Raw genomic sequence first — 19,090 nt, 5'->3', positions numbered from 1 at the left:
AACTATATTTTAGCAAAGTCATAAAATGAGGAACATTTATTGAGAATTTGTGAAAATATAGAACAAGTGAGAAAATGCTTAGCATTACACTGTTTGAGCATAGCGAGTTTGTAATGCTATTTTCGATCGTTTCTTTATATTTTCCAAATTTGAAAATTTAGTGACGTTTTTATGACTTTGTCTACAAGCTTAAACAAATGACAATTCACTTGTTTTTTTATAACGGTAATTTGATAGTAAATTTAGCACCATTCCATTCACTTTCACTAGCTTGTATTTCTCCCTTATGCTTATTAGTAATAATATCATAAGCTATAGCAAGTCCTAACCCCGTTCCTTCTTCTAATCCTTTTGTGCTAAAGAAAGGTTCAAATAATTTGTTTTGTACTTCATCAGAAAATCCTATTCCATTATCTGATATTTCACAAACTAAATATTCATTTTCTTTATATGTATCTATTTTTAAAATATTAATATTTTTTTGTCCTTCTTCCAAAAGTTTCTTCTTCTTATTTATTTCGTAGATGGAATTTTTAAGAATATTCATAATCACTTGGCTAATCTCTATTTTATTACATAATACATTTGGTAGATTTTCTGAAAGATTAAGCTTTATTTCATCAAACACCATCATGTCAAAGCTTAAAATATCTAATACATATTCTACCATTTTATTAAAATTTTCTTCATTTAATCCTATTGGTTTTAATAATTCTTCACTTTTACTAAGCTTTAGCATTTCTTCTTGCTGAATAATTTGAGCCTTTAAACTAGTGATATGCTTTTGTTGCTTCACTAATTCTTCATTTGCACTTTGAAGTTCTTTTTCATTTTGTAGCCTTGAAAAAGCTGCTGAAAATATCTCTGAAGTAAGCTTTAACACCAATTGACATTCCTTATTCCAATTTTTCGTTTCAAATATATTGTCTAATCCTATATATCCTATTAACATATCTTTATTAAAAATAGGCAAAACAATCAATGATTTTATACCTTGTTCTAGTAAAATTTCTTTTTCTATTTCTGCTTCTAAAGGCATATCCTCTATATCTTCAATAACAATCATTTCGTTTTTTATTAAATTCTCCATCCACCAAGGACATATTTGTGTATTCATATTTTGAAGGTTGTCTTTTTCAGAGCTTACTCCTTTTTCGCACCATTCATATACATTATCCATATACTCTAAGTCTTCTCTAAATAAAAATATATAAGATCTAGATGCTTTCATACCTTTTCCTAAATCTTCTAAAGATTGCTCTATTAAATATTCTTTTCCTAAATGAAGATGAATAAGTTTAGATGAAATCTTTGAAATAATCTGTTCAAATATTATAGTTTCTACATTACTGCTTTCATTTATTCCGTTTACTTTCATAACCATATCCCCCTTGTATCATAAAAAATTACGAAATACAATTTGATTGTTTAGTCATCTTTGTTATATGAAATCAATTTTCAATAAAAAATACATGAATTCCACTGTATAATAGCCTATTTTATTATACTACATTTCATAATTTATTTTATATGATACAAAAGTTCTATTTGCTCCATTATTCCATATTTATAAATGTTTACCAAAACTATTGTATTCCTTCTTTTTCTGAAACAATCAACACCCCTTTTATAGTTTCTCTAAGCTTTAAAATTTCTTCTTGCAATTTCTTTATATCTTCCTTAGTAGCTAAATGATTATAGTTTTGTTTCATTTGTTCTCTTCTTAGAAGTAAATTTCCTTCTCTTGCTATATATTTTGCTTTGGTAATATGATCTTGTACGGTTTTAATTCTATTTAAAACTTGAACTTCTACTCCGTTTTTTAACTGAATGATCGTATTTTTTTGTTCTTCTTTTAATTTCTCTATGTCATAAAGATTAATATATCCTATAGTAGAATCATATGTACAAAGGGGTTTTCTCATTTTAAAAGGAACGAGTAATAATTCTTTGTGTAAAAGAATAGGTACTCCTATTTTTTGATAAATGATTTTTCCATATTTTTCTCTACATGCTTCTATATGAATGGTGTAATATCTTGCAATCAATTTAAGCACCGTTTTGATTGTTCTATGATCTATCCATAAAGCTCCATCTTTTGTAATGAGTTTCGTCACATTGCCAAGGCCCTTTTCATATGTAGGAATTACTCCACATATGCCCTTTTGAATGATTTTTTCAATGCTATCCATCTCATCACCCCTTCATTATTTTTAGGAACATATGTTTGATTCTATTGTATAGCTTGTCCTAAAAAATGTCTATAGGATGTTTTGTAATAAAATGGAAAGTGTTGTTGCAATTACATATTTATCCGAAAACAGCTCGATCTTGAATTTCAATATATTTTTGGAGATCTATCAATGAATTTGTAATAAGTTCATAAACAAGATACTCAGGACCAATTGTATCTATAAGCTTTTTTGCGATAGGATCTGTAAAAGGTTTGTGTCCATCTATATTAAAAATATGCATAAATACTTCATTACTAATAGGTCCTAAATTAAAATTTTTTGAATCATGCTTTTGAATTTGTTTTTTTACATATTCTCCTGACAAAGAACAATTCAGATGCATTCCTTTGATGAGGCTCTTTAGTTCTCCTAGTTCATTAATAGTATCTATAATATACTTTACTCCTTCTTTTTCATTTTTCAAATCAAGATTTGTATTCATTAAATGTGCAGTATCTAATAAAAATCCTTTATTTTTATAATCTACTTTCTCAAGCAATCTATAGGCCATATTTTTATCTAACATATGAAAGCCTGGCCACCACATATTTTCAAACAATAAGGTTACATTGGTATCTAAATCTTTAAATACTTCATTGAGTAATTCTGCTGCTGCATCAATAACCTCTTTATCTGAATAAGTAAAATCATAATTATATGTATGTTCTACCTCTACATGGGCTACATGAAAAACTGCATATTCTGCACCCATTTCATTAATCATTTCAATTTCTTTTTTGTAATGATTAACCATCACTTCCCTTTTGATATCCCCATAATATTTTTTTACAAGATCCATACTTTCAAATTGTCTCAAAAGACCTTCTTGATCGTTTGTCCAAAAATCAAGCCAAGTAGGATAATACTTTAGATGCACTCCTTTTATCATTTCTTTAGATATAATCTCTTCCTTCCATCCTATTGGATAAAGGAGCTCAATACCATCCATCTTATTTTGTTTTAAAAAACTTTGTATTTTTTGTTTGTTATGATCAAATTTTGCAAGATCAAAATCATAGGTAGATAAATTCATAATTTTAAACATTTACTCATCTGCCTCTCTCATATTTTATGCATATATGTTAAATTATACCATATAAAAGAATTTTCTATGTATTATAAAATAAACTCTGCTTTTTAAGCAGAGTTCAGACTATTGACAAACTATATTTTAGCAAAGGTCATTCTTTACAATTCACATTTTCTTGAAAATTGTATCAACTTATCTTCAAATAATCTATATACTCTAATATTATCTAATGGAAATGCTCCTAAATTTTTATATATCTCTATAGCAGGATCGTTCCAATCATGACACCACCATTCAAGCCTTCCACGATCTCTTTTTACTGTGAGTTTTGCAAGATAAGATAATATCATAGTTCCAAATCCTTTTCCTCTCATGGAAGGAATTATGTATAAATCTACCAAATGAAGGCCAGGACGTCCTAAAAATGTAGAAAAGTTTTGATGAAATAATGCAAATCCTACAGGTTCTTCATGATACTCTCCAATAATCACCTCTGCTGCATCTCTTTCAAATATAGAATGTCTTAAATCCTCTTCTGTTGCTGTCAATTCTCCTTCGTAATCAGCCAACTCTTTAATAAACTTTAAAATCAATCCAGCATCCTCTTTTGTTGCAAAGCGAATAGTAAATCCATTTAATTTTGTAGCTACTTTTTTCATAAGAATCCCCCTTTTGATTTATAATAAAATTTTCCTTTAGAAGATTTAAACGATGCCAAAATAGTAATGATAGGTGCTAGATAACATAAAACTGCATAAGGTCCATATTGTAGAGGAGATATGCTTATAATAGCACCAATAATTAATGCATTTACATTCCATGGTATAAGGGGTGCTATAATAGTTCCTGTATCTGAAATAGTCCTTGCCAAAATAGTATCATCTACCTCTAACTTTTCATATTTGTCTTTAAATACTTTTGATGGAATGACAATTCCTACTGTTTGATCACAAGTAACAATGGTAAAAATACTACTCATCAAACCTGTATAAAAAACAAGCTGCTTTTTTGTATAAATTCTTGAGAGAATTTTTTCAATCATAGGGCTTAAAATCCCTGTTCTTTCTAATAAATTTCCTAAAGCAATGGCGCCCATAACAATGAGTACCACCTCCATCATAGAAATAATCCCTCCACTATGAAATATTTGATTAAATTCATGAGAAGATGAATGTAGGTGATATCCTAAAAAAATTCCACGTAAAACTTCATGAAAAGTTATTTTCTGGACAAAAACACTGATCATACTTCCTCCAAATATTCCTATAAGTACAGTCCATATGATTTCAATTTCAAATAAAGAAAAAATTAAAAATAAAATAGGAAATAAAAGTAAATAAGGAGATATAATAAAATGATTTGAAATGACAGATTGATATAATTCTATATTTGAAGCTCCCCTTTGAAGGTTTGCTCCTATATAATAATAAATCATACCAGTAATGATATAAGTAGGAATAAAAGTTTTCATCATGGCTTTTATGACTTGTTTATATTTTGTATGAGTTACAGATAAAGTTAAATTAAAAAGTCCTGAAATAGGAGAAAGCTTATCTGCAATAAAAGAACTTGAAACAATTACTCCTAGTAAAATATATTTTGGGATATGAAAACCTTGTCCAATACCTAAAACAGCAATGCCTATTGTACTAATGGTTCCTACTGCTGTTCCCATAAATATAGACATAAAGGATGTAATGACATATGCTGCAAATAAAAAATTTATTCCCTTCATATATTCAAATCCATAATACATAATAGATGGAACGACTCCTGAGGATAACCAAACAGATATAGTCCCTCCAATGAGTAAAATAAATAAATAAAGCTTTTTACATTCTTTCAATCCATCTACTATGATTTTTAATAAATAACATAGTGAAAATCCTCTTTTTGTAAGTAAAAATAAAGAAAATAAAATACTTCCTAAAAATCCTACTGTTAAAGAAATATTCATGAAAATACAACTTCCTAGACATATTAAAAATGCCATCAATATAGTATAAGTATCCTTTTTATTTATTTTTTCATACAAATGATTCACCGCCATCATATATTTTTGAATTGTTTTATAATTCTTATTTTCATTATACTAAATATATGGCTTTTTTAGGAAATAATTATCTTTTTTTCAAATGTAAAGAGACTTCATTATATGAAGTCTCTTTATGAAGATGTTGCTTCCTCTTCTTTCTCAAAATTTCTAAATGCTACTGAAAGCATAAGCTTGATTCTATTCAATTGATTTACTTCGCTTGCTCCAGGATCATAATCAATAGGAGCAATATTAGCATAAGGATAAGTTCTTCTTAATTCTTTGATCATTCCTTTTCCCGTAATATGATTTGGAAGACAAGCAAAAGGTTGCAAGCATAAAATATTTTCTACTCCACTTTGAATAAGTTCAATCATCTCTGCAGTTAAAAACCATCCTTCTCCTGTTTGATTAGCGAGTGATAAATGTTTTTTTGCTTTTATAGCCAATTCTTCAATTGTATTTGGAGGCGTAAATCTTTTGCTATTTAAAAGAGTTTTTCTCATCGCTTTTCGATAATATTCTATAATTTTTATAGCAGTATTTCCCATTAGCATATCTAAAAAAGTACCAGATAATATTTTATATTGTACTTTATAATCAAACGCACAGTATAACAAGAAGTCTATCAAATCTGGAACAACGGCTTCTGCTCCTTCTTTTTCTATTAAATCTACTACATGATTATTTGCACTTGGATGAAATTTTACTAAAATCTCTCCTACTACCCCTACCTTTGGCTTCATCATTTCTTCATCTATTAAAAAATCATCAAAATCTTTTACAATATTATATATATTTTTTTCAAATTCTTTTTTTGAACCCTTACTTAAAGATTTTTTACATTTTTCTGCCCAGTACTCATAAAGTTCATTAGCAGAACCTTTTATTGTTTCATAAGGTCTTACTTTATACAATACTCTCATCAATAAATCTCCATATACAAGCCCCATCATCAAATGATGAAAAAGGGATGGAGTAATTTTGAATCCAGGATTTTTTTCAAGTCCTGACATATTTAAAGAAATGACTGGAACATTTTCTAGTCCCGCATCTTTTAGTGCTTTTCTTAAAAATGCGATATAATTGGTTGCTCTGCATCCTCCTCCTGTTTGAGAAATAATGACAGAAGTAGAATCTAAATCATATTTTCCAGATTTTAAAGTTTCCATAATCTGTCCTATGGTCATAATGGCTGGATAACAAGCATCATTATTTACATAGGTAAGTCCTTCATTAATAGTAGAATCTTTAACTTTTTCTAAAAGTACTGCATCATATCCTGCTCGATCTAGTCCTACTTTTAAAAACTGAAAATGTATAGGAGACATTTGAGGAATCAATATAGTATGCTTTTTCTTCATTTCTTTTGTAAACAATATTCTTTCAGAAGGTTTATAGATTTTTTGAGGAATAAAATTTTTCTTTTCTCTTTCTTGAATAGCTGCAACTAGTGAACGAAGACGAATTCTGACAGCTCCTAAATTATTGATTTCATCTATTTTTAAAACTGTATAAAGTTTTTTATGTCCTTCTAATATTTCTTGTACTTGATCTGTTGTAACTGCATCTAATCCACAACCAAAGGAATTTAATTGAACAAGCTCAAGATTATTCTGTTGTGCTACAAAAGTAGCTGCAGCATATAATCTTGAATGATACACCCATTGATCTACTACCCTTAGGGGTCTATCAGGTTTTTCTAAATGGCAAATAGAATCTTCTGATAAAACTGCAAATCCAAGTCCTGTAATAAGCTGAGGAATTCCATGATTGATCTCAGGATCTATATGATAAGGTCGTCCTGTTAATACAATTCCCTTTTGATTGTTTTCTTTTAAATACTTTAAAGTCTCCTCGCCTTTTTTCTTGATCTCTTCCTTATAATCTTCCCATTCTTTATAAGCTAATTGTAAAGCTTTCGAAATCTCTTTATTTGGAATATCTTCATTCTTTAATGCTTCTATTAATCTTTTTCCCATTTTTTTAGGATGATCTATTGGTAAAAAAGGATGATAAAATATAATATCCTTCTCTCTTAATTCATCTATATTTGCATAAATAGTCTCTGCATAAGAAGTAACTACTGGACAATTATAATTATTTCCTGCTTCTTTGTCCTCTTTTTGATTAAAAGGAATACAAGGATAAAATATTTTTTTGACTCCTTTTTTGAGTAAATTCATAATATGCCCATGAACTAATTTTGCAGGATAACATACAGATTCAGAAGGAATGGTTTCCATTCCCGTTTCATAAAGTTCTTTTGAAGAACGACTAGATAATATTACCCTATATCCTAGATGATTAAAAAAAGTAAACCAAAATGGATAATCTTCATACATATTCAATACTCTAGGAAGTCCTATGATTCCTCTTCTTGCCCTTTGTTTTGACAATGGTTTATACTGAAATACTCTTTTATATTTATATTCATATAAGTTAGGAATCTTATTTTCTACTTTTTGAGCACCTGATCCCTTCTCACATCTATTTCCAGAAATAAATTCTCTTCCATCTGAAAAATGATTGATTGTAATTAAACAATTGTTCCCACAAAGTCCACATCTTTTCATAGAAGTTTCTACTTTAAAGTTTTCTAATTCTTCTTCTGTCACAAAGGTTGTTTCGAATCCTTTATTATACCTTTCCTTAGCAATAAGTGCTGCTCCAAAAGCGCCCATAATTCCTGCAATATCTGGTCTTACTACTTCTTTTCCTATAATCTGTTCCATAGCACGAAGAACAGCATCATTATGAAAGGTTCCCCCTTGAGCTACAACACGCTCTCCTAAATCCTTTGAATTTCTCAATCTTATTACTTTGTATAATGCATTTTTAATCACAGAAATAGCAAGACCTGCTGATATATCTCCAACATTTACTCCTTCTTTTTGTGCTTGTTTTACCCTTGAGTTCATAAATACTGTACAACGAGTGCCTAAATCTACAGGACTTTTAGAACCTATAGCTTCTTTAGTAAATGTATATACATCCATATTTAAAGATTTTGCAAAAGTTTCAATAAAAGACCCACACCCTGATGAACAAGCTTCATTAAGCATGATAGATTCTATACTTCCATCACGAACCTTTAAACTTTTCATATCCTGTCCACCGATATCTAATACAAAATCTACTCCTGGTAAAAAGAAATCCGCAGCTTTATAATGAGATACTGTCTCTATTTCTCCTATATCTATTTTAAGGGCTGCCTTTAACAAATATTCTCCATATCCTGTAACTGCTGTATAAACAATTTTTGTATCTTTATTTATTTTTTTATATAAATCTTTTAATGCTTCAATACTAGATTCTAATGGTTTACCCATATTACTACCATAAAACGAATATAAAAGAGCACCCTCTTCATCAATGAGTGCAATCTTTGTAGTAGTAGACCCCGCATCAATACCAAGATATGCGTCTCCTTTATAATTTTTTAGATCTACTCTTTTTACTTTATGTTTTTCATGTCTTTTTTTAAAGGCTTCATACTCTTCTTTATTCAAGAATAAAGGAGGGATCTGTGGATTGTCTTCTTCCCATTTTATATCTAAACTTGGTATTTTATTATATAAATCTTTAGCTAAAATAGGCTCTTCTTCTTTAGAAGATACAGCCGCCCCCATTGCTACAAAGTACTGAGAGTCATGGGGAAAAATAACTTCTTTTTCTTTTATTTTTAAAGTATCTACAAATCTATTTCTAAGTTCAGATAAAAAATGCAATGGGCCTCCTAAAAAAGCTACATTTCCTTTTATAGGTCTTCCTTGTGCAAGCCCACTAATGGTTTGATTGACGACTGCTTGAAGTACAGATGCTGCAATATCTTCTTTAGCTGCCCCTTCATTTAAAAGAGGCTGTACATCTGTTTTTGCAAATACTCCACATCTTGAAGCAATGGGATAAATGATTTTATGTTTTTGAGCTAGTTCATTCAAGCCTATAGGGTCTGTTTGGAGAAGAGCAGCCATCTGATCAATAAAGGCTCCCGTTCCTCCTGCACAAGTTCCATTCATTCTTTGCTCTAAAGACTCTCCAAGATAAGTAATCTTTGCATCTTCTCCTCCTAGTTCAATAGCTACATCTGTCTTTGGAATCATTTTCTCAATTGCACTACTGCATGCAATCACTTCTTGAATAAAAGAGACTTTAAATTTTTGAGCTAAATTTAGTCCTCCAGATCCTGTAACCATAATAGTTATCAAATGATTTTCAAGAATTGATCTTGCAGATTCTAATATATGAATAACTGTATATTTAATATCAGAAAAATGTCTTATATATTCTTTATATAAAATATTTCCTTCTTCATTTAATACAACTAACTTTACAGTTGTTGAACCGACATCAAGTCCTACATTGAGAACTTTATTCATTTTTGTTCCCCCTATTTATACTCATCTATTTTATATGATCAAACAAATTCTTCTTTCTAAAAATTTATGTGAAAATACCATCCTTTCATTCTTAATAATGAAAAAATTTTTATAACTTATCTTCTTATACATATATTACCCATTATAATAATATATTCAATCATATCTTTGGTTATTTAAAGTGTCAATCTCTTATTTCCTTCAAAATAGCGTTTTTAAAAAGAAAATATCCTCTGCTATGGCAAAAGATGTTTTAAATTCTTCCAATCAACGTTTCTCTTAATGGTTCATATTCTCATCTTTCTAAAAACTAATTTACCTTTGAAACCATTGTAAAATATTACAAAATATTTTATAGGTTGATGATGTCAAAAATTGTAGATAAACCTTGTATATTGTGTTATGATGTTGAAAAAAACAAATATAATTTTACACGGATCATAGAAAGGACTGATAGATGAAATATGCCTAAAGATCAATCATCTTTTGATGTTTCTACCTTTATTAATAAAAATGAATGGTCAAAAAAGATATTGGATTATGGATGGATCGGCCTTGGATTATCTTTTTTAGGAGCCTGTATGAGTTATCTTTTATATCATAGAGGAAATATCCATTATATTCAATATCATATTCTTCTCCCTGCTTTTCTTTTGGCTATATTAATTCTTGCAACTGAAACATTTTTAAAAGCTTTTGATTCTTCTCAAGATAAAATTATTATTACAGCAAGTTGTATTTTTATTACTATACTATCCTACTTTCATATGGAATTTCACATTTTAAAATCTGCTTATATACTTTCTATGCTCATTTCTGTATTTTATTTTAAACTTAAAAACCTAATTTTTGCACTGATCTTAAATATTTTTTGTATTGTCTTTACTTTTTCTATTCATCCTTATATGTCTAAAACAGCTTTTGCAGAAGATTTAATGGTAATTATTCTTGTACTTTTTATGAGTTTTTTCATTTGTAAAGGAATTTTAGAAAAAGAACAATCTATCCTTTATCATACTTATAAAAATATACAATCTAAACAAGAACTTTTAATTGAAAATATTTTTTTAGAAAAAGATCTAAAAATAGATAGACTTACGGGCCTTTATAACCATCGATCCTTTCATGAATATTTAGATATTTTATTAGAGCAAGCCAATCAACATCCTTTTCCTATTCATCTTGCCATACTAGATATTGATAATTTTAAAAAAGTAAATGATGAATATGGACATAGAGTAGGAGATCTAGTACTAGAAAGGATAGGTAAAATCATAAGAGAAAATTTATCTCCTAATGATTTTCCATTTCGATATGGAGGAGAAGAATTTGCTATTTTATTTACCGAAGTAAGCACTGCTTTTGCTTATATGATCGTTGAAAAAATTCGTTCTGTTGTAAGCAATACCTATCATAAAGAATTAAATGGAAAGTCTATTACCTTAAGTATTGGTCTTGAATCCTTTCAAATTGGAATGGATAAACAAACATTATTCGAAAATGCAGATGCTTATTTGTATTTAGCAAAAAAAGGTGGAAAAAATAGAACTGTTATAAACAATTTATAACAGTTCTATTCTTTCATATCCAAAATCATAAATTGTATGCTTTTGCATCCATTCCACTCATTGATTTTAGGATAACCTACTAAATTTAGTATATCAGCCGATTTAAGACCCTCTTTATAATTTTCTGCCATAGAAAATCCAATAGCTGTAATCTTACTATGATCATTAAAATGCGTTCCTTTTATTCTTAAATGTTCATTATTTTTTCCCATAGTCACTTGATCCTTATTTTTCACTTCAATATCAGTCAGTAAAAAATAAGGCCTTTCATTCCCCATTCCAAAGGGCTCTAATTTTTTTAATAAATCTACTAGCTCTTCAGTCATATGAGAAGGATTTAGTGTAGCATCTACTTTTATTCTTTTTATAAAGGCCATTGGAGATTTTTTTTGTAATTCTATTGCTTGCATATTGAGTCTTTCCCTAAGTAGTCCTAGCTTACTTGTTTCAATAGAAAAACCACAAGCATTTTTATGCCCTCCAAATTTCAAAAACAAATCGCTACATTTTTTCATCTCTTCATAAATATCCATATCTTCAATACTTCTTCCACTTCCCTTTAGTATTCCTTCTTCATGAGAATCTGTTACAATCAAAGTGGGCTTATAATAAAGATCTCTGATTCTGCCTGCTACAATCCCTATGACTCCTTCATGAGTCTTTTCTGAATCTACAACTAAAAAAAGATCCTCTTTATATTCTTTTTCTACCTTTTCTTTACAAATTTCAAGTCCCTTTTCTTGAATCTTTTTTCTTTCATGATTACAATCTACCAAGTGTTTTACAAGCTTTTCTATTTCTTTTGGATCTTTACTTAAAAGAAGCTTCACACCTGCTTTTGCATCATCAATTCTTCCGCTTGCATTAAAATGAGGAGCCAACACAAATCCAATATGACCTGATGTAATTTCTTTATCTAAAAGTCTTACTTCTTCAATAAGTCTTCTAAGTCCTGGTCTTTTCATGCTATTAATGGCTCTTAATCCGTATTTTAAAAGCGTCCTATTTTCATCTATCAAAGGAACCACATCTGCAACAGTAGCCAAAGCTACGATATCTAATACATCTGCTAAATATTTTTTAGGAGCATGTAAAGTCTTTTGAATAGCCTGTGCTAGTTTAAAAGCAACTCCACAACCACATAGATAAGAAAAAGGATAAATAGAATCTTTTTGCTTTGGACTTAAAATCAAACAATCTGGAATCCTATCTGATAAATTATGATGATCTGTTACAATAATATCCATTCCTAATGATTTTGCCAAATTTACTTCTTCTACAGAAGTTGCTCCACAATCTACTGTAATAATGAGTTCTGCTCCTTGTTGATGAATTTCTTTTATAGCATCACAGTTTAGTCCATATCCTTCTTCTTCTCTTAGAGGAATATAATACTGAAGGTTGTTTGTAAAATGGCTAAAAAACTCCACAAGTAATGAAATACTACTAATTCCATCTACATCGTAATCTCCATAAATCCAAATGCTTTTTTTTTCTTTTATAAAATATATTATTTTTTCTACAATTTCTTTCATATTTTTCATCAAAAAAGGGTCATAAGTCTTTTGAGGCTTTAAAGATAAAAATTCTTCTACTTCCTCCTTATTTGTAATTCCTTTTTTTCTAAGAATACTATGTATAATTTCTTTTTCATCTTTTAAATTTTTACAATCTATATCTTCATTCACTTCCCAACTCGTTTGAAACATAAACTGCCTCCTTCATATATAATCCTTATCTATTGTATCACTTTTCATATCTATATGAAAACAAATTCCCAGTTGCTTTACGCAACTGGGAATTTGTTATATTTCCATTTGTTTTAATTCTTGAGGAATAATTAATTTTGCTTCTGTAGCTTCTTGTACTTGTTCTACAGTATATTCAGGATTGATTTCAGTTAAAACAATTCCTTCTTTTCTTATTTCCATAACACCCATTTCTGTAATAATCATATCCACTTGTGCTTTTGCTGTAAGTGGTAATTTACATTCTTTCAATATTTTGTGTTTTCCTTTTGCTGTATGAGTCATAGAAATAATTACTTTTTTAGCTCCTACCACAAGGTCCATAGCTCCACCCATACCTGGTACCATTTTACCTGGAATCATCCAGTTTGCTAAATTTCCTTTTTCATCCACTTGTAATGCTCCAAGTACTGTAGCATCTACATGTCCTCCTCTAATAATTCCAAAAGATACAGAGCTATCAAAGAAAGCTGCACCTGGCACTACTGTTACTGGTTGTCCCCCAGAGTTTACTAAATCTTTATCTTCTTTTCCTTCTTCTGGTACAGGACCTAATCCTACAAAGCCATTTTCAGATTGAAACATTACATCCATTTCTTTAGGTATGTAATTAGCTACCATAGTAGGAAGACCTATTCCTAAGTTCACTACATCTCCATCTTTTAATTCCTTTGCAACTCTTCTAGCAATAATTTCTTTTGCGTTCATTTTTCTACACCTCCACCATGTAATCTACAAATAGTCCTGGAGTCATCACATCATTTGGATCGATTTCTCCTACTTCAACAATTTTTTCTGCTGCTACAATTACTAAATCAGCTGCTGTAGCCATGAGTGGATTGAAGTTTTTAGTTGCTTTATTAAAATATAAGTTTCCTCTTTTATCTGCAATAGACGCATTGATCAAAGCAATATCTGCTCTTAATGGTTTTTCTAATAAATATTCTACTCCGTCTATTTCAATTTTTTGTTTTCCTTCTTCCACAATCGTTCCTACTCCTGTTGGTGTTAATACTCCACCTAGTCCATTTCCACCTGCTCTAATTCTTTCTGCTAATGTTCCTTGAGGAGTTAATTCCATTTCAAGAATTCCTGCATTCATTTGATTTCCTGCTTCTGGGTTTAAACCAATATGAGAAGCAATCATTTTTTTTGCTTGCTTGTTGATTAATAATTTACCAATTCCTCTATCTGGCCATCCAGCATCATTTCCAATAAGAGTTAAATCTTTTACTCCTTTTTCTACTAATGCATCCATAAATTTTTCTGGAGTTCCAGCTGCCATAAATCCACCTATCATAATGGTCATTCCATCTTTGATATGACTCATAGCTTCTTCTAATGTTACTATTTTATTTACCACTATATACACCTCCATTAAATTTGATATTTTTATAAAAACATTAATCCTAATGCAATAATAATTCCTGTATAAACTAAATCAATAATACAAAATCCCATAATGTCTCTAGCACCAAGCCCTGCTATTCCTAAAGCTGGAAGTGCCCAGAAAGGTTGGATCATATTCGTCCAAGCATCTCCCCATGCAATAGCCATACCAGTTTTTGCTGCTGAAACACCAAGCTTAGCTCCTGCTGGCATCATAATAGGAGCTTGCACTGCCCATTGTCCTCCACCAGATGGAACGAAAAAGTTCACAATTCCTGCACTAAGGAATGTAAATAAAGGAAAGGTTGTTGCATTAGAAATGTTTACAAACCACTCTGAAATCACACCTGCAAAAGATACTCCATCTGCATTTGCTCCTACCATCATTCCCATAATTCCTGCATAAAATGGGAATTGTAATATAATTCCTCCTGCTCCTTTTGTAGCAGTACTAATTGCATCCAGAAATCTTCTAGGTGTTCCATGTAAAATAATTCCTGCAAATAAGAATATAAAGTTTACAATATTTAAATTTAATTGAAATCCATTTTCTTTAACATAATAGAATATATATATAAGTCCCATTAGTCCTATGATCATAGAAAGAATTGGACTATTCTCCATCCTATCTGCTGGTGTAGGATTTTCTAAAGTAGTAGCAGCTTCTTCATCCATAAGTAATTTAGGATCTACTGTAATCACTTCATCCTTAGTTGGATGCATAGCTTTGTTTACAAGAGGCATAGTAATTAATATAATTGCACATACAACAAGATTAAAAAATGAGAATATAGTTGTACTTGTAGGTACTGCTTCTAATACTGCACCGCTGGTAGCACTCGCTACGGCTTCTCCTCCTGTAGCTAATGTAAGTGGAATAGAACCTGAAATTCCTGCATGCCATACAACGAATCCTGAATAAGCAGAAGCAATCAATAATCGATAGTCTACATTTTTTACTTCTTTTGCTAATGCTCTTGCATACAAAGCTCCAATTACTAGTCCAAATCCCCAGTTAATCCAACATGCAATAGTTGAAATAAAAGTTACTGCCAAAATAGCTTGTGTAGGAGTCTTTGCTATCTTTGCCAAGTTGTCTAAGGCTTTTTTAATAATAGGTGCATTGGCGAGTGTATGTCCTGTAACCAATACTAATGCCATTTGCATGGAAAATGCCAATAGCCCCCAAAAACCATTACTCCAATGCATAATCATAGGTACTACTCCCTGTCCAGTAGTTACCATACCACAAATCAATACTACTAATGTTAATATAACCGCAAATAAAAATGGGTCTGGTAAATACTTTTGAACAAGATTTACACATATTTTTGTAATACGTTTGAACATTGTAAACCGCCTCCTTTTAGGAATTATATTTTAATGCATATATCATACATTAAATTCCATATATTTCTATGGTATCATACTGACTATAAAATTCAACCTTTGTAAAAAACGTTTTTCTTTTAAATAATCATTAATATCTGAAAATTTTCTTGTTTTTGTTATTTTATTGTCAAAATCCTTTATTTTTTGTAAGAAAATCTTTCCATAAAAAAATTTATAAATAAACTTTTTTAAAATATATAAAAAGACAGGTATAATACACCTGTCTTTAGTATTTAATAAATTTATCTCCTGGTACTCCGCAAATAAAGCATTTTCCTGGAACTGATTTTTCAATGTTTCCACAGACTGGACAAAGATAATAAAATACTTCTTCTTCTTGATCTACATTTTGTAGCGCTTCTTCATAAAGCTTTGCATGCACTTCTTCTGCTTTTAATGCATATTCAAAAGTTCTGATTGCTTCTTTATTTTCTTCTTCTTTTGCCACTTCTAAAAATTCTGGATACATATCCTTAAACTCATAAGTTTCTCCATTTACTGCATCTTCTAAATTTTCTTTTGTAGATTTTATTTTTCCTGCTACTTCAAAATGCTTATGTGCATGAAGAGTTTCTGCATCTGCAGCTGCTCTAAATAATTTTGCGGCATTTACTTTTCCTTCTTTTTCTGCTTTTTTTGCATATGCAAGATACTTTCTGTTTGCTTGTGATTCTCCAGCAAAAGCTGCCATTAAATTTTCTAAAGTTTTGTTTGTCATAAAATCTCCTCCTAATATATATTAAATATTTTATTTTTATGATCTCTCACATTCATATATATACCTTATAAAAAATTTTTTAAACAAGTTTTTTTATTTCTTTTAAAATTTTCATAAAAGCTGTTGGAAAAGTATATTTTTCAATCTCCTCCTTATCAATCCATCCATTCTCTGGATATTCTACTATACTACTTTTTATAAGTTTGTATAGATAAACCTTCATATTCCATTTTAAATGAGTAAAAATATGTTCCTTTTGAAATAAGAATTTTTCTTTTTCCACAATCATCCCATAATTTTCTTCAAGTTCTAAAATAATAGTTTTCCCTTCTTCTATATTTTTTTCTCTCTCTACACTGGGAAGTGCCCATAAATTAGCTAAAAGTCCTTGCGAAGATCTTTTTACAATAAAAAATTTATTTTCATTCCAAAGGAGAGCAACTTCTAAATTTACTTCTCTTTTTTTTATTTTTTTATTTTTTATTGGAAGAGTATGTTGTACTCCTAATTTTCTCCCCATACACTGAGAAAATAATGGACAAGCTATGCATTTAGGGTTTTTAGGAATACAAATCATAGCTCCAAGCTCCATAAGAGCTTGATTGAAAAAAGAAGGATTTTCTCTACTCACTAAAACCTCTCCTAATCTTTCCATTTCCTTTCTTGTCTTATTTGCTCCTATATCCTCTTTTATATAAAATAGTCTTGAAAATACTCTCATCACATTTCCATCTACTGCTGGGACTGGTTGATCATAAGCAATACTAAGAATAGCTCCTGCTGTATAGGGCCCTATCCCTATTATTTTTTGGATTTCCTTCTGATTTTTAGGAATCAATCCTAAAAATTCATCACAAATCATTTTAGCTCCCCTATGAAGATTCTTTGCCCTACTATAATACCCAAGGCCTTCCCAAGCCTTTAGTACATCTTCTTCATTGGCATTTGCTAAAGCTTTTATATTTGGAAACTTATTTATAAAATTTAAAAAATAAGGAATAACTGTCTCTACTCTAGTTTGTTGAAGCATCACTTCTGAGATCCATATATAATATGGATTTTGATTTTCCCTCCAAGGAAGCTTTCTATGATTTTTCATATACCAATCTATCAAATTTATTTGTATCTCTTTTATAACTTTACTACTTACATTTTCATAATCACCAAATTTATAAAAACTCATATTTTCTCCCTTCTTATCAATATAAAAAGGAATTCTTATATAAGAATTCCCCGAATTATAAATCTATTATATTTTAGCAAAGTCATAAAAACAAGGAACATTCATTAAGAATTTATGGAAATATAGAATAAAGGAGAAAATCATTAGCATTACACTGTTTGAGCATAGCGAGTTTGTAATGCTATTTTCGACTGCTTCTATATATTTTCCAAATTCGAAAATGAGTGACGTTTTTTATGACTTTGTCTACAAATTTCAGAATTCGTATGTAAGAATTCCTCTATTTTACCCATGGAATTGGATCTGTATATTTTCCATTTTTTCTAACCTCAAAATGAAGGTGAGGTCCTGTTGCTCGTCCTGTACTTCCAGCCTTTGCAATAACTTGTCCTCTTGTGATTTTTTGTCCTTCTGAAACCAAAAGACTTGAATTATGAGCATATAAAGTAACAATTCCTCCTCCATGATCAATAGTTACCGCCTTTCCATATGCCCCTAATGTTCCTGCACTCATAACTACTCCATCTCCAGCAGCTACTACACTTTTCCCTGCCGGAATTCCTATATCAATTCCTGTATGCATTTTTTTTCTTTTAAGTATTGGATGAATTCTATATCCATATGGAGAAGTAATTCTTGTATATCCTGGAGCTGGCCAAGCAAGTTTTCCTCCTACATATTTCCCTGTAGATTGTTTTTTTCTGATTTCTGCTACAATTTTTTCTGCATAATCATTGAGTTCATCTACTTGTTTTTCTAATTCCTTTGAATCATTTTGAATTTGTCCTCTGATTCGATGTGCCTCTCCTCTACTTACTTGTAACTCCTTTTGTTTAGACTGCATAGTGCTCATCATAGCAACCATTTTACTTCTATGAGTTTCTAATATTTTTTTCTTGGTGGCTATATCATCTCTTTGTCCTTTCATATAAGCTAAAAGATCCATATCTTGAGAAAATATCTTTTTAACCATATCTAAATTAGATAAAAGATCTATAATGCTTTCAGAATTTAACAAAACTTCTGCATAACCCATATCTCCATTTTTATACATGACTCTTAATCTTGCATTTAATGTATCATTTTTATTTTCTATATTATTTTCTGCCTTTTGTAATTCATTTTGAGTAACATTAATTTTCTTTTTTGTAATGTTTACTTCTTGATCTATTTGAGCTAGTTCTTGTTCTGTATGATAAATCTTTTCATCTAATTGCTTAATTTGTGTAGATAAACTTATTTCTTTTTGTTTATTCTCTCTTAGCTTTTTCTGTGCATTATTAATTTCTTTATTGACATTATCTAATTTCTTTTGATCACTAGTTACATTTTGAGCAAAGGTAGGGCTAATCAATAAAGAAAGGATAACCCCTATTAATAATAAAGATTTTTTAAAGCCTTTGTCCATTTT

Annotated in this window: 14 protein-coding genes; 1 reads left to right on the top strand and 13 read right to left on the bottom strand. The window is 29.8% G+C overall.

The window, feature by feature from the left end; all coding sequences use genetic code 11:
* Positions 1-217 precede the first annotated feature (217 nt).
* The 6 genes from BN2409_RS03840 to BN2409_RS03815 form a co-directional block, all read right to left on the bottom strand.
* A complete protein-coding gene (locus BN2409_RS03840; protein WP_053955347.1) occupies positions 218-1,378 on the bottom strand; it encodes a GAF domain-containing sensor histidine kinase in 1,161 nt (386 codons plus the stop codon).
* A 208-nt stretch (positions 1,379-1,586) separates the two neighbouring features.
* Positions 1,587-2,192 carry a competence protein ComK gene (locus BN2409_RS03835; protein ID WP_053955346.1) on the bottom strand — a complete coding sequence of 202 codons (606 nt, stop codon included), beginning with the start codon at positions 2,190-2,192 and terminating at the stop codon, positions 1,587-1,589.
* A 118-nt stretch (positions 2,193-2,310) separates the two neighbouring features.
* Entirely contained in the window at positions 2,311-3,279 is a 969-nt protein-coding gene (locus tag BN2409_RS03830) for a TIM barrel protein (RefSeq protein ID WP_053955345.1), read from the bottom strand.
* A gap of 143 nt (positions 3,280-3,422) precedes the next feature.
* Positions 3,423-3,923, bottom strand: a complete 501-nt coding sequence (locus BN2409_RS03825) for a GNAT family N-acetyltransferase (protein WP_053955344.1) — start codon at positions 3,921-3,923, stop codon at positions 3,423-3,425.
* Positions 3,920-5,314, bottom strand: a complete 1,395-nt coding sequence (locus BN2409_RS03820; protein ID WP_053955368.1) for a Na+/H+ antiporter NhaC family protein — start codon at positions 5,312-5,314, stop codon at positions 3,920-3,922. Before BN2409_RS03820 ends, BN2409_RS03825 begins: the two co-directional genes overlap by 4 nt.
* 116 nt (positions 5,315-5,430) lie before the next feature.
* The gene (locus BN2409_RS03815; protein ID WP_053955343.1) at positions 5,431-9,681 is read right to left on the bottom strand and encodes a 2-hydroxyacyl-CoA dehydratase; all 4,251 of its coding nucleotides are present in this window, start codon (positions 9,679-9,681) and stop codon (positions 5,431-5,433) included.
* Between the two features lie 464 nt (positions 9,682-10,145).
* On the opposite strand from BN2409_RS03815, the gene BN2409_RS03810 reads away from it, so the two are divergent.
* A complete protein-coding gene (locus tag BN2409_RS03810; protein ID WP_053955342.1) occupies positions 10,146-11,249 on the top strand; it encodes a GGDEF domain-containing protein in 1,104 nt (367 codons plus the stop codon).
* A 5-nt stretch (positions 11,250-11,254) separates the two neighbouring features.
* On the opposite strand, the gene recJ is transcribed toward BN2409_RS03810, so the two are convergent.
* The 7 genes from recJ to BN2409_RS03775 all read right to left on the bottom strand — a co-directional run bounded on the left by recJ (position 11,255) and on the right by BN2409_RS03775 (position 19,087).
* Positions 11,255-12,958: a single-stranded-DNA-specific exonuclease RecJ gene (gene recJ, locus BN2409_RS03805; RefSeq protein ID WP_053955341.1), complete on the bottom strand. Its 1,704-nt coding sequence runs from the start codon at positions 12,956-12,958 to the stop codon at positions 11,255-11,257.
* A 96-nt stretch (positions 12,959-13,054) separates the two neighbouring features.
* Positions 13,055-13,705, bottom strand: coding sequence for a 3-oxoacid CoA-transferase subunit B (locus BN2409_RS03800; RefSeq protein WP_053955340.1), 651 nt, complete (start codon positions 13,703-13,705; stop codon positions 13,055-13,057).
* A 4-nt stretch (positions 13,706-13,709) separates the two neighbouring features.
* Positions 13,710-14,360: a CoA transferase subunit A gene (locus BN2409_RS03795; RefSeq protein ID WP_110942933.1), complete on the bottom strand. Its 651-nt coding sequence runs from the start codon at positions 14,358-14,360 to the stop codon at positions 13,710-13,712.
* Between the two features lie 29 nt (positions 14,361-14,389).
* The gene (locus tag BN2409_RS03790) at positions 14,390-15,736 is read right to left on the bottom strand and encodes a short-chain fatty acid transporter (protein ID WP_053955338.1); all 1,347 of its coding nucleotides are present in this window, start codon (positions 15,734-15,736) and stop codon (positions 14,390-14,392) included.
* A gap of 268 nt (positions 15,737-16,004) precedes the next feature.
* The gene (locus BN2409_RS03785) at positions 16,005-16,496 is read right to left on the bottom strand and encodes a rubrerythrin family protein (protein ID WP_053955337.1); all 492 of its coding nucleotides are present in this window, start codon (positions 16,494-16,496) and stop codon (positions 16,005-16,007) included.
* Positions 16,497-16,575: 79 nt separating this feature from the next.
* The gene (mutY, locus tag BN2409_RS03780) at positions 16,576-17,679 is read right to left on the bottom strand and encodes an A/G-specific adenine glycosylase (protein WP_053955336.1); all 1,104 of its coding nucleotides are present in this window, start codon (positions 17,677-17,679) and stop codon (positions 16,576-16,578) included.
* Between the two features lie 280 nt (positions 17,680-17,959).
* Positions 17,960-19,087, bottom strand: a complete 1,128-nt coding sequence (locus BN2409_RS03775) for a murein hydrolase activator EnvC family protein (protein WP_053955335.1) — start codon at positions 19,085-19,087, stop codon at positions 17,960-17,962.
* Between the last annotated feature and the right edge of the window lie 3 nt (positions 19,088-19,090).

Origin of the sequence: Inediibacterium massiliense (genome assembly GCF_001282725.1) — a bacterium.
GTDB classification, from domain to species: domain Bacteria; phylum Bacillota; class Clostridia; order Peptostreptococcales; family Thermotaleaceae; genus Anaerophilus; species Anaerophilus massiliensis.
This window is presented reverse-complemented; position numbering and strand designations above follow the sequence as displayed.

Bases quoted from the DNA above. Each gene is read 5' to 3' on its own strand.
- BN2409_RS03825 (WP_053955344.1), bottom strand. From the start codon at position 3,923: ATGAAAAAAGTAGCTACAAAATTAAATGGATTTACTATTCGCTTTGCA.
- BN2409_RS03835 (WP_053955346.1), bottom strand. From the start codon at position 2,192: ATGGATAGCATTGAAAAAATCATTCAAAAGGGCATATGTGGAGTAATT.
- BN2409_RS03830 (WP_053955345.1), bottom strand. From the start codon at position 3,279: ATGTTTAAAATTATGAATTTATCTACCTATGATTTTGATCTTGCAAAA.
- BN2409_RS03800 (WP_053955340.1), bottom strand. From the start codon at position 13,705: ATGAACGCAAAAGAAATTATTGCTAGAAGAGTTGCAAAGGAATTAAAA.
- recJ (WP_053955341.1), bottom strand. From the start codon at position 12,958: ATGTTTCAAACGAGTTGGGAAGTGAATGAAGATATAGATTGTAAAAAT.
- BN2409_RS03810 (WP_053955342.1), top strand. From the start codon at position 10,146: ATGCCTAAAGATCAATCATCTTTTGATGTTTCTACCTTTATTAATAAA.
- BN2409_RS03785 (WP_053955337.1), bottom strand. From the start codon at position 16,496: ATGACAAACAAAACTTTAGAAAATTTAATGGCAGCTTTTGCTGGAGAA.
- BN2409_RS03840 (WP_053955347.1), bottom strand. From the start codon at position 1,378: ATGAAAGTAAACGGAATAAATGAAAGCAGTAATGTAGAAACTATAATA.
- BN2409_RS03820 (WP_053955368.1), bottom strand. From the start codon at position 5,314: ATGGCGGTGAATCATTTGTATGAAAAAATAAATAAAAAGGATACTTAT.
- BN2409_RS03815 (WP_053955343.1), bottom strand. From the start codon at position 9,681: ATGAATAAAGTTCTCAATGTAGGACTTGATGTCGGTTCAACAACTGTA.
- BN2409_RS03775 (WP_053955335.1), bottom strand. From the start codon at position 19,087: ATGGACAAAGGCTTTAAAAAATCTTTATTATTAATAGGGGTTATCCTT.
- mutY (WP_053955336.1), bottom strand. From the start codon at position 17,679: ATGAGTTTTTATAAATTTGGTGATTATGAAAATGTAAGTAGTAAAGTT.
- BN2409_RS03790 (WP_053955338.1), bottom strand. From the start codon at position 15,736: ATGTTCAAACGTATTACAAAAATATGTGTAAATCTTGTTCAAAAGTAT.